Raw genomic sequence first — 13,444 nt, forward strand, 5'->3', positions numbered from 1 at the left:
CATGCGTGCTGCAGTTCTCACCGAGCCCGGGCATCTCGAGGCGCAGACGCGGCCCGTCCCGGCCCCGTCGGCCGGCGACGTCCTGATCCGCGTGGCCTCCGTCGGGGTCTGCGGCTCGGACACGCACTACTACCGGGAGGGCCGCATCGGGGACTTCGTCGTGGAGTCCCCGCTGGTCCTCGGCCACGAGGCGTCGGGCGTCATCGTCGCCGTCGGCGACGGCGTCTCCCCGGACCGCGTCGGATCGCGGGTCTCCATCGAGCCGCAGCGACCCGATCCGCACAGCCGCGAGACGCGGTCGGGCCGCTACAACCTGTGCCCCCACATGGAGTTCTACGCGACCCCGCCGGTGGACGGAGCCCTCTGCGAGTACGTGACCATCGGGTCGGAGTTCGCCCACGACGTCCCCGATTCGGTGTCCGACGACGCCGCGGCGCTGATCGAACCGCTCTCCGTCGCCATCGCGACCGCCCGTAAGGCCGGAATCACCGGTGGCTCGCGGGTTCTCGTCGCCGGCGCCGGCCCCGTCGGGCTGCTCACCGCGCAGGTCGCCCGGGCGTTCGGTGCGACGGAGATCGTCGTCTCCGACGTCTCGACCACCCGACGCGACGGCGCCACCCGGTACGGCGCCACCCGCGTGATCGACCCGGCCGCCGAGTCGGTCCACGGCCTGGACGTCGACGCCTTCGTCGACGCGTCGGGCGCACCCCGTGCCGTCCGGGACGGGCTACGCGCCGTGCGACCCGCGGGCACGGTCGTGCTCGTGGGCATGGGCGGCGACGAGTACCCGCTTCCGGTGTCGGTGATCCAGAACCGCGAGCTCTGGGTCACCGGCGTCTTCCGCTACGCCCACACCTGGCCCACCGCCCTGGACCTGGTCCGCACCGGCCGCGTCGATCTCGACAGCATGGTCACCGGCCACTTCGACCTCGATCACGTCGAGGACGCACTGAACCACGACCGCACCGACGGCAGCATCAAGGCCGTCGTCACCGTGACCCCCAGTCAGGAGACCCTCTCGTGAAGCTGTCCGCCGCCACCCTCGACCGCCTTTCCGACGACGTCGACGTGCCGCGGTACGACCGGTCCGCGATCACCACCGGCATCGTGCACTTCGGTGTCGGCGGCTTCCACCGCGCACACCAGGCGATGTACGTGGATCGGCTGCTGCGCACCGACTTCGAGTCCGCGTCCCGGTGGGGCATCTGCGGCGTGGGTGTGCTCCCGGGCGATCGCCGGATGAAGGACGTCCTGGACGCCCAGGACTGCCTCTACACCCTGGCGCTCCGGCACGCCGACGGGTCGTGGGACACCTCGGTGATCGGGTCGATCACCGAGTACCTCTTCGCGCCGGACGATCCCGAGGCGGTGATCGAGAAGCTCGCGCACGGCGACACCCGCATCGTTTCCCTCACCGTGACCGAGGGCGGATACAACTTCTCGGCCACCACCGGCGAGTTCGACGCCGAGAACTTCGCCGTCCGAGCGGATCTGGCTCCGGGCGCGGTGCCGGGCACCACCTTCGGACTCGTCTGTGAGGCCCTGTCCCGCCGGAAGGACCGCGGTCTCGAGCCGTTCACGATCATGTCGTGCGACAACATCGAGGGGAACGGGCACATCGCCCGGTCGACCTTCACCGCGTTCGCGCGACTGAAGGATCCCGCACTGGCGCAGTGGATCACGGACAACGCCCGGTTCCCCAACTCGATGGTGGACCGCATCACCCCCGTGACCACCCCCGACGTCGTCGACGAACTCGCCGCGCGGTACGACCTCGAGGACGCCTGGCCCGTCGCCGCGGAACCGTTCACCCAGTGGGCCCTCGAGGACTCCTTCACCCTCGGACGGCCGGCGTTCGAGGACGTCGGCGTGCAGGTGGTCGACGACGTCACACCGTACGAGCTGATGAAGCTGCGGCTGCTCAACGCGAGCCACCAGGCCCTCTGCTATGTCGGGTACCTCAGCGGATACCGGCTCGTCCACGACGTGACGCAGGACCCGCTGTTCGCCCGATTCCTGTTGCGCTACATGGACGAGGAGGCGACGCCCACTCTGCAGCCGGTGCCCGGCATCGATCTCGCGGACTACAAGCGCACGCTGATCGAGCGATTCTCCAACCCGGAGATCCGGGACACCGTGGCGCGCCTGTGCGCCGAGTCGTCCGACCGGATCCCGAAGTGGCTGGTGCCCGTGGTGCGCGCCAATCTCGAGTCCGGCGGTCCGATCACGCTGTCCGCCGCGGTGATCGCCAGCTGGGCGCGCTACGCCGAGGGCGTCGACGAGCAGGGAGAGTCCATCGAGATCGTCGACCGGCTGAAGGACTCGCTGGTGCCGGTGGCACGATCGCAGCACGACGACCCGCTCGCGTTCGTGCGCAACCGGGACCTGTTCGGCGACCTGGTCGACGACGAGCGCTTCACGGCCGCCTACCTCGCCGCGCTCGACGGCTTCCACACCCGCGGAGCCCGTGCCGTCGTCGAGGACCTCGTGAACCGACCCGATCGCGCCTAGAGGCGCGGAAGGATCTGCGCGAACGCCAGTTCCGACGCCCCGATGACCGAGATGCGGCGGCCGAGGCCGGACACGTGCAGGGCCACGCCCTGCTGGCGGCCGACCAGGCAGTCGTGCACCGCGGCACCGACATGCTCCATCACCGACGGCACCCCGAGCACGTCCGCGAACAGTCCGCCGAAGACGACGGCGCGGGGATCGACCATCGTCACGATGGTGCACACACCGGTGGCGAGGTCCTCGACGTACGCGTCGGGGAGCGTGCCGCCGCGAGCGGCGACGTCGGCGATGGCCCGCGCCAGCGCGGCGGGACGCGCCGGGCCCGCCAGCCCCAGTGCGTCGCGCAACGCTTCCTGCCCGACCGAGAGTTCCCAGCATCCGTCGCTGCCGCAGCTGCACCGTCGGCCCCGGCGGGTCGCGCGCATGTGCCCGACCTCACCGGCGTACCCACCGGAACCGCCCAGAAGTGTTCCTGCGCCGATGATTCCGGCACCGACGCCGAACTCGGCGAACAGGTAGACGACGTCGTCGACACCGCGTGCGCACCCACGGGTGTGCTCGGCGACGACGCCCAGGTCGGATTCGTTGGAGACGACGCAGGCGACTCCGACCGCGTCACCGACGGACCGTCCCAGGGGCACGTCGCGCCATCCCAGGTTGGGTGCGACCCGCACCATGCCGTCGGCGGAGCGCACCAGCCCCGGCACCGCGACGCACACCGCGCGCGGCGACGTCCCGACGCGGGCGGTCAGGTCCGCGGCGGCGGCGACGATGCGGTCGACCAATTGGTCGGGCGATCGGCCGGCACCCGCCTCGTGCTCGATCTCGGCGAGTGTCTCTCCGCCCCAGCCGATCGCGGAGAAGGTGACCCAGTCGACGGCCGCGTCCACCGCGAGGACCCACACCGCCGAGGCGACGGGATCGACGACGAGCGAAGGCCGGCCCGCACCACCCCCGCTGGAGGGATGTTCGGTGACGAGGCCGTCCGCGACGAGATCGTCGACGAGGGACTTGACCGTGCTGCGGTTGAGCGAAAGGTCCTCGGCGAGGTCCGCCCTCGTCCGCGCGCCACCGAGGTGGACGGCACGGACGAGGGCGGAACGAGCGGAGCGGTCTCTCACCGAGCGATCGGTGCGCGGCGCCGGGACAGCGCGTCGACGCTGGCGGCGAGGAGCAGCACCAGACCGGTGACGATCGACACCACGGCGGCCGATTGGCCCTGCAGGCGCAGGCCGTTGTCGATCACCGCGATCACGGCAGCACCGATCACCGCGTCGCGCACGCGGCCACGGCCGCCGAACAGCGAGGTACCACCGATGACGGCCGCACCGACGGCGAACAGCAGCGTGTTGCCACCGCCCGCCTGCGGATCCACCGACCCGACCTTCGAGGCCGCTACGATCGCGCCGAGCGCGGCGATGGTCGAGCTGACGACGAAGACGCTCATCCGGATCCGGCGGACGTCGATGCCTGCTCGCCGCGAGGCCTCGGCGTTGCCGCCGACCGCGTAGACGTGCCGACCGTAGGACGTGCGGTCGAGCACGAACGTCGCGAGCACCAGGACCGCCAGGACGATCGGCACGACGTACGGGATGCCCGCGATGGACAGCACCGCCGGATTGGGGCTGCGGTTGACCGTCATCGCCCACGTCGCCAGCGCCGCGAGGATCGCGAGCGCCCCGATCTTCACCAGGATCAGCGCCGTCGGCGGGGCCGTGAGACCCTTCCGCAGCCGCGTGCGCTGGCGCCCGAGGTTGATGGCCGCGAACCCGCCGACCACCACCACGAACAGCACCCAACTCGCCCAGACCGGCAGTGACCGGTTGGCCACGGCGAAGAGCACCGGGTTGTCCGAGATGCCGAGGGTGCCGCCCTCGCCGATCAGCTGCAGGACCACGCCGCCCCACGCCAGGAACAGCGCCAGGGTGACCACGAAGGACGGAATGCCGACTCGCGACACCAGGAAACCGGTGAGGCAGCCGATGGACGCGCCGACGCAGATCGCGAGAACGATCTCGATCCAGGGATTCGCCGGGACCCCGAGCGCCGCGACCAGCAGCGCGATCGCGGCGGGCACGATGGCCACCCACAGGCGGGTGAGGCCGGCCAGGACTCCGGCGAGCACGAGCACGAGGCAGAAGGTGTAGAACACCCCGGTTCCCATGCCGCCGAGCAGGTTTCCGCCCTCGGTGTAGTGCAGTGCGAGTACCGCCGCGGCCACGCCGGAGCCCGTGCCCGCCGAGAGGTCGATCTCGCCGAGCAACAGCACGAACACCAGGCCCATGCCGATCAACGCGGTCGCGGCCCCCTGGGTGAGGAGGTTGGCGACGTTGTTGAGCGTGAGGAACTGCTCGGACAACGACGAGAACACCACGAGCAGGACGACCAGGCCGGCGAGGGCCGGAAGAGCGCCCAGTTCGCCGCCGCGCAGTCGCGCGACGTAGTCCTGACCGGCCTGCCCGAGCGTGCGCCGCTCGGTGTCCATCGAGAAGTCCGAACGCGCGCGGTCCTGATCCGGTGCGGCGGTCATATCGTCACCGCCTTCGCCTCGGCGGACGGCAACCCGATGTCGCCGCTCCGACCGGTCGTGATCAGCTCCACGATCTGCGGGACCTTCACGTCCGCGGTCCGGACCTGCGCCGCCATGCGACCCAGGAAGAGCGCCGCGACGGAGTCCGACACCTCCACCACGTCGTTCATGTTGTGGCTGATGAGCAGGACGCCGACGCCCGAATCCGCCAGTCTCCGTACCAGATCGAGCACCTGACGGGTCTGTGCGACGCCGAGGGCCGCGGTGGGCTCGTCGAGCAGCACCACCTTGGACTCCCACAGCACGGACTTCGCGATCGCCACGGTCTGACGCTGTCCACCGGACAGCGCCGCCACGGGGGTCCGCACCGACTTCACGGTGCGGACCGACAGCGACGCGAGCGTATCGCGCGCCGCCTGCTCCATGGAGGCCTCGTCGAGCAGCCCCTTGGCCGTGCGTTCGCGGCCGAGGAACATGTTCTGCACGATGTCGAGGTTGTCGCAGAGCGCGAGGTCCTGGTAGACCACCTCGATGCCGAGCGCCGCGGCGTCCTTCGGGCTGGACACCGACACGGGCTCGCCGCCGAAACGGACCTCCCCCGAGTCGGTGCCGTGGATGCCGGCGATGCACTTCACCAGCGTCGACTTGCCCGCGCCGTTGTCCCCGACCAGGGCGGTGACCTCACCGGCGCGGACCGTCAGGTCCACGTCGTGCAGCACGTGCACGGGGCCGAAACTCTTGTTGATCTCCCGCAGTTCGAGCACCGGGGGAGCCTGGGCGGTCTCTGCCATGCCGGTCAGGAGATGCCCGCGTCGGCGCACGCCTGTGCGACGTCGCCGGTGCACAGCGCGTCGGCCGTGACGGCTCCGCCGTCGACCGCGACCTTCACGTTGTCGCGCGTGATGGTGACCGGATCGAGCAGGACCGACTTCACCTGACGGTTGCCCTCGGGATCCTCGGACGTGCCCGTCGCCTTGGCGTCGGCCGCGGCGGTGTCGCCGTTGGCGAGGTCGATGGCCAGTTCGGCCGCGGCCGCCGCCTCCTTGGCGACGTCCTTGAAGACGGTCATGCACTGATCGCCGCGCAGCACGGCGCGCAGTCCGTCCTCGGTCGCGTCCTGCCCGGTGACGGGCACGGTGCCGTTGAGACCGTTCTTCTGCAGCACGGTGATCACGGCGCCGGCCAGACCGTCGTTGGCGGCGAGGACGCCGTCGACGCGGCCGCCGTTGGCGGTGAGCAGCTGCTCGAAGGTGGTGGCGCCGACCTGGTTGTCCCACTCGGGAATGGCCTGGTCACCGGCCAGTCGGAACTCGCCGGAGTCGTACTTCGGCTGCAGCACCTCGAGTGCGCCGGCCTTGAACAGCGTGGCGTTGTTGTCCGTCGGGGAGCCGTTGATCTGAATGATCTGGGCGCCCGGCTTGGCGCCGACGCAGTCGACCAGGCCCTGACCCTGCAGGTTGCCGACGGTGGTGCTGTCGAAGGAGACGTAGTAGTCGGCCGACCCGCCGAGCGTCAGGCGGTCGTAGTCGATGGTGGCGACGCCGGCCTCGGTGGCCTTCTTCTGCACGGCCGCGCCGGATTCCGACGACAGGTTGCTCATCAGGATCACCTTGGCGCCCTGGCTGATCATCGAGTCGGCGATCGACGAGAACTTGGTGGTGTCGCCCTCGGCGTTCTGGATGATCGGGTCGAGACCCGCATCGCTGAGTGCCTTCTGCAGGAGCGGACGGTCCTGGGACTCGTACCGCGCGGAGGACTTCGTGTCGGGGAGGATGACTCCGACCTTGGTCCCGCCGTTGTTCGATCCGCCGCTGTCTCCGCTGCCGGTGTCGCCGCCGCTGGAGTTGCTGCCGCACGCCGTGAGTGCCATGACGAGACCGACGCCCGCCGCGGTGAGGGCGAGCTTGGTGTTCTGCATCGATCGTCCCTTCGGTTGTATGTTGCGGAGCACAACATATTCCCTCGGGTGTGATCCAGGCAATAGGGCTTGTTCGACGTGACCCCGGTCACAGGCCGTCGGTCAGGTCCCGAACCTCGGCGTAGCGCTCCCGCACCGCCGGAACGGGATCCGCCTCGTACCGTGGCACGTCCGCCGCGACCCACTCCGGCGGCTCCTCGGCGCCCGACAGCACCCAGGCGGCCTGCCGCGCGGCCCCGTCCGCCACGTACTCGCCCGGCGCCGGGACGTCCACCGGCATCCCGAAGATCGCCGGCGCCAGCCGCCGCACCGCCTCGGACTTCGCCCCACCACCGACGAGCAGCACGCGCGACACCGTCGCTCCCTGCGCCCGAAGATGGTCGATGCCGTCGGCGAGACTGCACAGCAATCCGTCGACCGCCGCGCGGGCCAGGTGCGCCGGAGTCGAATTGTTCAGACGCAGACCGTGAACGGCCCCTGTCGCCTCGGGACGGTTCGGCGTCCGCTCCCCTTCGAGGTACGGCACCATGACCAGACCCTCGCTCTCGGTCGACAGCGCGAGCCGCGAGAGCTCGTCGTGATCGACCCCGAGCAACCGTGCCGTCGCGTCGAGCACGCGCGCCGCGTTCAGGGTGCACACGAGAGGCAACTGGCGGCCGGTGGCGTCGGCGAACCCTGCCACCAGTCCCGACGCGTCGCGCGGAGCCACCGTGGTCACGGCGGAGACCACGCCGGACGTGCCGATGGACACCACCAGATCACCCTCGCCCGCACCCAGAGCCAGTGCGGCAGCAGCGTTGTCACCGGTCCCGGGCCCGATCACCGCACCACCGGGCGTCGTCCCGATGCGTGCCGACGGGGCCGCCACGGTGGGCAGGTGAGGAGAACGTCCCCGGAACGCGAGGTCCAGCAGGTCCCGGCGGTACTCGTCGGTGGCGGCCGAGAAGTACCCCGTGCCGCTGGCATCGCCCCGATCGGTGGCCAGGGCGTCGAGACGGCGATCTTCACCGAGCCGCCAGGACAACCAGTCGTGCGGAAGGCAGACGGCCGCAGTGCGATCGGCACTCGTCGGCTCGTGGTCGGCGAGCCAGCGCAGTTTCGCCGCGGTGATCGCCGCGACCGGAACCACCCCGACGGCGTCGGCCCACGCCCGACCGCCCCCGAACTCCTCCACCAGATCCCGAGCCGACCCCGCCGATCGAGTGTCGTTCCACAGCAACGCCGGTCGAACGATCGCACCGTCCTCGTCCAGGCACACCATGCCGTGCTGCTGCGCGCCGACGGACACCGCGTCGACGCCGTCCATCCCGCCCGCGTCCGCGAGAGCGACCTCGAGGGCCTCGGACCACCGAGCCGGATCGATCTCGGTGCCGTCGGGATGAGACGCGCGGCCCTGGCGCACCAACTCCCCGGAATCGGCGTCGCGAACAACGACTTTGCAGGACTGGGTGGAGGAATCGACACCCATCACCAACGCCACGACTCGTCCTCTCCCGTACCGGTTCGAGCCACCGGCCTACCCGTCACACACGACCGGCCTCCGGCCTGCCCGGCTGCACGCTACCGTGATCCCGTGCCCGCCCACGACGAGTCCGGCGAAACGGACCGATTCCGACTCGACGTCATGAGTGCGGCGCTCGAACTCTTCGAGAGGCGCGGCTTCGACGCCACCACCGTCGACCAGATCGCGGACCGAGCCGGCATCTCGCGTCGGACGTTCTTCCGTCAGTTCCGCTCGAAGGACGACGTGGTCTTCGTCGACCACGACGTGACCCTCGCCGCGGTACGAGACCTCCTCGCCCGCAGTGAACTTCCCCCGTACGACGCCGTCTGCGACGCCGCGGCGCAGGTCTACGAGCGCTTCGCCGGCACCCCCGACACCACACGTCGGCGGTACCGCGTCGTGCAGGCCGTGCCGGCGCTCCGCGAGCGGGAACTGGTGATGGTGCTGCGGTACGAGCAGGTCTTCGTCGGCACCCTCCGGGACCGCACACCGGACGCCGACCCGCTGACCACCGTGCAGTTCGCCGCGGCCGTGACGGCCACGCACAACTATCTACTTCGCCGGTGGCTGCGGGACGCGACGGCCGTCTCCGCCGCCGACGTCCGGGCCGCACTCGCCGCCGTCCGGGCGCGCTTCACCGCACCGGCGTCGTCGACGGGCCCGACGGTGGCGATCCTGCCTGCCGGGGTCAATCCGGACGACGTCACCGCCGTCCTCGCCCGACACTTCGGGACCGTCACCACCACCGAGTGACGTCGCCGATCGTGCGGTCCACCACCGGCACCAGGGTCCGGACGTAGGAGGCCGACAGGTGATGGGAATCGTGGTAGACCAGCACGTTTCCCTCCACCGCACGACACCGCTCGGGGCCGCACACCGCGTCGGAGAAGTCCACGGGCACCACACCGGGGAACGGTGCCGAGGCGGCCACCGCCGGATCGACCTCCGCGAGCACCTCGGATCGCGGCAGCCCGCAGGAGTCGGCGTCTCCCCCGTCGGCGATGCAGTCCGCAGCGCGGTAGGGAACACCGTCGACGCTGAGCCACGGGGTGTCGCGGATACCGATCACGGGCAGACCGGCTGCCTCGAGGCGCGCCCACACGTCGGTGTACGCACTCGGGGTGACGTCGCCGAACTCCGTGGGCGAGGGCCGTGTCGACGTCGTGACGACCCAGTCGGGCCGCGCGTCGGCGAGTCGCGTGAGGACGTCCTCCGACCAGTCGCGGCAGTCCGGGTAGGGGTTGTCGTCCAGCAGCCGCGGTTCCCCGACGTCCAGTGGGCAGCCCATCTTCAGGTAGGTCACCACGGCGACGCCGCGGGCGCGGCCGATCTCGTCGAGCGCCGGGAGCCAGTGTTCGGCGTGCGAACCCCCCGCCAGCGCGAGAGTGCGATCGCCGTTCGGGTCGCCGTAGGTGCACGTGATCACCTCGCGCTCGGTCATGTCGGCGATGCACCCGTCGAGCGTGGACTGCGGAAGGTCCATCGCGGCGTCGAGAACGGACGGGCGCATCGGCGCGTCGGGCACCGGGACGCCGTCCGTGAGCGCGGAAGCACCCGGATACAGCCTCGGATCGAGGTCCGACGCGGTCGGACCCGTCGTCCGCTGCAGGTAGCTCTGCCAGCCGCCTGCCGTGAGGGCGAGCACCAGGACTCCGACGACGACGGCACGGACGGCCACGCGGGACCCGTCGGTCACCCGTCGTTCGACGACGTTCCGAGTGAGGACCGCGAGGATCACCGAGGCCGCGACGATCACCGCGCCGGTCAGCGGGTTCACGGTCGCGCCGGCGTCGAGGACGGCGATGAGGATCGGCCAGTGCCACAGGTACAGCGGGTAGGCGATGGAACCGAGGAAGAGCAGGGGGCGCGAACCGAGGAGCCGCGTGACCGTCGTCGGGGAGTCGGGATCGGCGCCGGCCAGGATCACGGCCAGCGCAGCGCCCACCGGCACCAGCGCCCACGGACCGGGGAAGTGCGCCGCGCCGTCGATCACGACCCCGCCGAGACACACCACGAGGAACCCGGCGACACCGAGCGCGGCGCGGATGCGGCCGCTCAGCACGATCCGCCCGATCAGCAGACCGGCGAGCGCACCCACCCCGAGTTCCCAGAACCGGGCCGCGGTGTCGTAGTACGCCCAGCCCTGCCGCAGGGCACCGATGTGCGTCGCGTATCCGAACGACGCCACCGTCGTCACCAGCAGGGTTCCGATCAGCATCGGCCGCACCGCTTCCGGCCGTCCGGCGCGTCGGGCGAGGGCCACGATCGCGGCGACCAGCAGGATCGCCACCGCGTAGTACTGCGCCTGCACCGACATCGACCACAGGTGCTGCAGTGGGCTCACCGACGCGTCCGCGGCCGCGTAGTCCGACGCGGTGGTGGCGAGTTCCCAGTTCTGGACCTGGGCCAGCGTGGCGAGGACCTGCCGCGTCGTCGCGTCCCACGTCGTGAACGGCAGCACAGTCGCGGTCCAGAGCCCCACGGCGAGCAGCACCACCGCCATCGCGGGATACAACCGCCGGGTCGTGCGGGGGACGACGGCACCGAGGGCGCCGGACTCGGCCCGCCGGAGGACCATCGCCGTGAAGAAGAAGCCGGACAGAACGAGGAAGACGTCGACGCCGCCGGACACCCGTCCGAACCAGATGTGGAACACGACCACCAGCGCGATGGCGAGACCGCGCAGGCCGTCCAGGTCGGTGCGGTGGACGGCGGTGCGGACCGTGGCGGGGGCGGTCGAGGCCCGATCGACGTCGGCGGTCATGCACCCACCTCTCGATCGCTTGGTCGACCCAGAATACCGGCCGCGCCCGGTTTGGCATCGCGTGCCATCAGGGACTGGATGGTCCGAGGGGATCGCTGGTAAGGTGACCTCAACCCTCGGCACCGAGTGCCACATTCGACAAGGAGCCCCCATGGCCGGCAACCCCGACTTCGACCTGTTCCAGCTTCCCGACGAGCACAACGAGCTCCGGGAGGCCATCCGCTCGCTCTCCGAGAAGGAGATCGCGCCGCACGCGGCCGACGTCGACGAGAACGAGCGCTTCCCGGAGGAGGCCCTGAAGGCCCTCAACGCCTCGGGCTTCAACGCCATTCACGTGCCCGACGAGTTCGGCGGCCAGGGCGCGGACTCCATCGCGGCCTGCATCGTGATCGAGGAGGTCGCCCGCGTCTGCGGGTCGTCCTCGCTGATTCCTGCCGTGAACAAGCTCGGCACCATGGGTCTGATCCTGAACGGCAGCGACGAGCTGAAGCAGAAGGTGCTGCCGTCCATCGCCGAGGGTGAGATGGCGTCCTACGGACTGTCCGAACGCGAGGCCGGCTCCGACGCCGCGGGCATGAAGACCCGCGCGAAGGCCGACGGTGACGACTGGATCCTCAACGGCACCAAGGCCTGGATCACCAACGCCGGCAAGTCCAGCTGGTACACCGTCATGGCCGTCACCGACCCGGAGAAGAAGGCCAACGGCATCTCCGCCTTCATGGTCCACAAGGACGACGAGGGCTTCTCGGTCGGCGAGAAGGAGCGCAAGCTCGGCATCAAGGGCAGCCCCACCCGCGAGCTGTACTTCGAGAACTGCCGCATCCCCGGCGACCGCATCATCGGCGAGCCCGGCACCGGCTTCAAGACCGCGCTGGCCACGCTCGACCACACCCGCCCGACCATCGGCGCCCAGGCCGTCGGCATCGCTCAGGGCGCGCTCGACGCCGCCCTCGCGTACGTCAAGGAGCGCAAGCAGTTCGGCAAGCCGATCAGCTCGTTCCAGGGTGTCGAGTTCATGCTCGCCGACATGGCGATGGAAATCGAGGCCGCGCGCCTGATGGTGTACTCGTCCGCCGCGCGCGCCGAGCGGGGCGAGAAGAACCTCGGCTTCATCTCCTCCGCGTCCAAGTGCTTCGCCTCGGACGTCGCCATGAAGGTCACCACCGACGCCGTGCAGCTCTTCGGCGGCGCCGGCTACACCCGCGACTTCCCCGTCGAGCGCATGATGCGCGACGCGAAGATCACGCAGATCTACGAGGGCACCAACCAGATTCAGCGCGTCGTGATGTCGCGCGCGCTGCTGCGCTGACCCCTCCCGACGTCTCGGTGCAGTGGTCCACCGTCACGGTGGACCACTGCACCGACATCGTCAGGCCTGGCCCCGAAGCCGGTCGATCTCCCGCCGATCCCGCTTGGTCGGCCGCCCGGCGCCCCGATCCCGCACCGGCACCGCCGCGAACAACTCCTTCGGCGGGGGCGGCGGGCTCCGGTCGACGTAGCACTCCGCCGCGGCGGGGGCGCCCACCCGCTTGCTCACCAGCCGGGCCACCTCCACGATGCGTTCGCGTCCGCCCGCCCACACCCGCACCTCGTCGCCGGGCACCACCGGTTGCGCGGGTTTCGCGGTGGCGCCGTTGATCTTCACGTGCCCGCCCCGGCACGCCGACGCCGCCGCCGAGCGGGTCTTGAACAGCCGTACCGACCAGGTCCAGGCGTCCACGCGGGTCACAGCGACACCAGCCGGACGTCGTGAATCCCGTTGTCCGCCAGGCGCACCGTCATGTACGTACACGCCGGTTGACGACGCCGGTCGGTCGGCGACCCCGGATTGAGCAACCGCATCCCGCGCTCGGTGACCGTGTCCCACGGAATGTGACTGTGGCCGAAGACCAGCAGGTCGACGTCGGGATACGCAGCGTCCGCACGCTTCTCGCGTCCGGCCTTCGCCCCCGTCTCGTGCACGACGGCGACGCGGACGCCCTCGACGGTGCGGCGATCGACCTCCGGAACCAGCGCCCGGAGATCGTCGCCGTCGTTGTTGCCCCAGCAGGCCATGAGATCCGAGGCCCGTTCGCGCAGTGCGTGATACAGCTCCACCGTCATCCAGTCACCGGCATGGATCACCAGGTCGGCGCGGTCCACCTCGGCCCACACCGGCGCGGGGAGATCCTTCGCGCGGGTGGGGACGTGGGTGTCGGCGAGGAGCAGCACCTGCAT

12 protein-coding genes are annotated in these 13,444 nt (G+C 70.6%); 4 read left to right on the top strand and 8 right to left on the bottom strand.

The features are described 5' to 3' along the window. The first annotated feature begins 1 nt into the window (after window position 1). The gene (locus RC2_RS08620) at window positions 2–1,024 is read left to right on the top strand and encodes an NAD(P)-dependent alcohol dehydrogenase (RefSeq protein WP_068144585.1); all 1,023 of its coding nucleotides are present in this window, start codon (window positions 2–4) and stop codon (window positions 1,022–1,024) included. Then, window positions 1,021–2,511 carry a mannitol dehydrogenase family protein gene (locus RC2_RS08625; RefSeq protein ID WP_068144588.1) on the top strand — a complete coding sequence of 497 codons (1,491 nt, stop codon included), beginning with the start codon at window positions 1,021–1,023 and terminating at the stop codon, window positions 2,509–2,511. The genes RC2_RS08620 and RC2_RS08625 overlap by 4 nt, the downstream gene beginning before the upstream one ends. Here the strand turns inward: RC2_RS08625 and RC2_RS08630 are convergent. From RC2_RS08630 to RC2_RS08650, 5 genes are all read right to left on the bottom strand, one after another. Then, window positions 2,508–3,632 carry an ROK family protein gene (locus RC2_RS08630; RefSeq protein WP_068144591.1) on the bottom strand — a complete coding sequence of 375 codons (1,125 nt, stop codon included), beginning with the start codon at window positions 3,630–3,632 and terminating at the stop codon, window positions 2,508–2,510. The genes RC2_RS08625 and RC2_RS08630 overlap by 4 nt on opposite strands. Next, the gene (locus tag RC2_RS08635) at window positions 3,629–5,041 is read right to left on the bottom strand and encodes a sugar ABC transporter permease (protein ID WP_072681280.1); all 1,413 of its coding nucleotides are present in this window, start codon (window positions 5,039–5,041) and stop codon (window positions 3,629–3,631) included. The genes RC2_RS08630 and RC2_RS08635 overlap by 4 nt, the downstream gene beginning before the upstream one ends. After that, window positions 5,038–5,832: an ATP-binding cassette domain-containing protein gene (locus tag RC2_RS08640; RefSeq protein ID WP_068144657.1), complete on the bottom strand. Its 795-nt coding sequence runs from the start codon at window positions 5,830–5,832 to the stop codon at window positions 5,038–5,040. Before RC2_RS08640 ends, RC2_RS08635 begins: the two co-directional genes overlap by 4 nt. A gap of 5 nt (window positions 5,833–5,837) precedes the next feature. Next, complete coding sequence (locus tag RC2_RS08645) at window positions 5,838–6,959, bottom strand: sugar ABC transporter substrate-binding protein (protein WP_068144597.1); 1,122 nt, start codon at window positions 6,957–6,959, stop codon at window positions 5,838–5,840. Window positions 6,960–7,047: 88 nt separating this feature from the next. Further along, a complete protein-coding gene (locus tag RC2_RS08650; RefSeq protein WP_068144601.1) occupies window positions 7,048–8,439 on the bottom strand; it encodes a xylulokinase in 1,392 nt (463 codons plus the stop codon). Window positions 8,440–8,532: 93 nt separating this feature from the next. Here RC2_RS08650 and RC2_RS08655 point away from each other — a divergent pair, with 93 nt between their 5' ends. Continuing rightward, window positions 8,533–9,216: a TetR family transcriptional regulator gene (locus RC2_RS08655; RefSeq protein WP_068144604.1), complete on the top strand. Its 684-nt coding sequence runs from the start codon at window positions 8,533–8,535 to the stop codon at window positions 9,214–9,216. Here the strand turns inward: RC2_RS08655 and RC2_RS08660 are convergent. Next, window positions 9,200–11,227 carry an acyltransferase family protein gene (locus RC2_RS08660; protein ID WP_068144606.1) on the bottom strand — a complete coding sequence of 676 codons (2,028 nt, stop codon included), beginning with the start codon at window positions 11,225–11,227 and terminating at the stop codon, window positions 9,200–9,202. The two genes, RC2_RS08655 and RC2_RS08660, sit on opposite strands and share 17 nt — an antisense overlap. Window positions 11,228–11,378: 151 nt before the next feature. Here RC2_RS08660 and RC2_RS08665 point away from each other — a divergent pair, with 151 nt between their 5' ends. After that, complete coding sequence (locus RC2_RS08665) at window positions 11,379–12,536, top strand: acyl-CoA dehydrogenase (protein ID WP_068144609.1); 1,158 nt, start codon at window positions 11,379–11,381, stop codon at window positions 12,534–12,536. 60 nt (window positions 12,537–12,596) lie between these two features. On the opposite strand, the gene RC2_RS08670 is transcribed toward RC2_RS08665, so the two are convergent. Together RC2_RS08670 and RC2_RS08675 are read right to left on the bottom strand one after the other, a co-directional pair. Further along, window positions 12,597–12,956 carry an RNA-binding S4 domain-containing protein gene (locus RC2_RS08670; RefSeq protein ID WP_068144612.1) on the bottom strand — a complete coding sequence of 120 codons (360 nt, stop codon included), beginning with the start codon at window positions 12,954–12,956 and terminating at the stop codon, window positions 12,597–12,599. After that, complete coding sequence (locus RC2_RS08675) at window positions 12,953–13,444, bottom strand: metallophosphoesterase family protein (protein ID WP_068144614.1); 492 nt, start codon at window positions 13,442–13,444, stop codon at window positions 12,953–12,955. Before RC2_RS08675 ends, RC2_RS08670 begins: the two co-directional genes overlap by 4 nt.

The sequence above is a fragment of the Rhodococcoides corynebacterioides NBRC 14404 genome (genome assembly GCF_001894765.1).
Taxonomy (GTDB): domain Bacteria; phylum Actinomycetota; class Actinomycetes; order Mycobacteriales; family Mycobacteriaceae; genus Rhodococcoides; species Rhodococcoides corynebacterioides.

Coding starts and splice junctions, on each gene's coding strand:
- RC2_RS08620 (WP_068144585.1), top strand. CDS start 2: ATGCGTGCTGCAGTTCTCACCGAGCCCGGGCATCTCGAGGCGCAGACG.
- RC2_RS08635 (WP_072681280.1), bottom strand. CDS start 5,041: ATGACCGCCGCACCGGATCAGGACCGCGCGCGTTCGGACTTCTCGATG.
- RC2_RS08640 (WP_068144657.1), bottom strand. CDS start 5,832: ATGGCAGAGACCGCCCAGGCTCCCCCGGTGCTCGAACTGCGGGAGATC.
- RC2_RS08645 (WP_068144597.1), bottom strand. CDS start 6,959: ATGCAGAACACCAAGCTCGCCCTCACCGCGGCGGGCGTCGGTCTCGTC.
- RC2_RS08660 (WP_068144606.1), bottom strand. CDS start 11,227: ATGACCGCCGACGTCGATCGGGCCTCGACCGCCCCCGCCACGGTCCGC.
- RC2_RS08665 (WP_068144609.1), top strand. CDS start 11,379: ATGGCCGGCAACCCCGACTTCGACCTGTTCCAGCTTCCCGACGAGCAC.
- RC2_RS08675 (WP_068144614.1), bottom strand. CDS start 13,444: ATGCAGGTGCTGCTCCTCGCCGACACCCACGTCCCCACCCGCGCGAAG.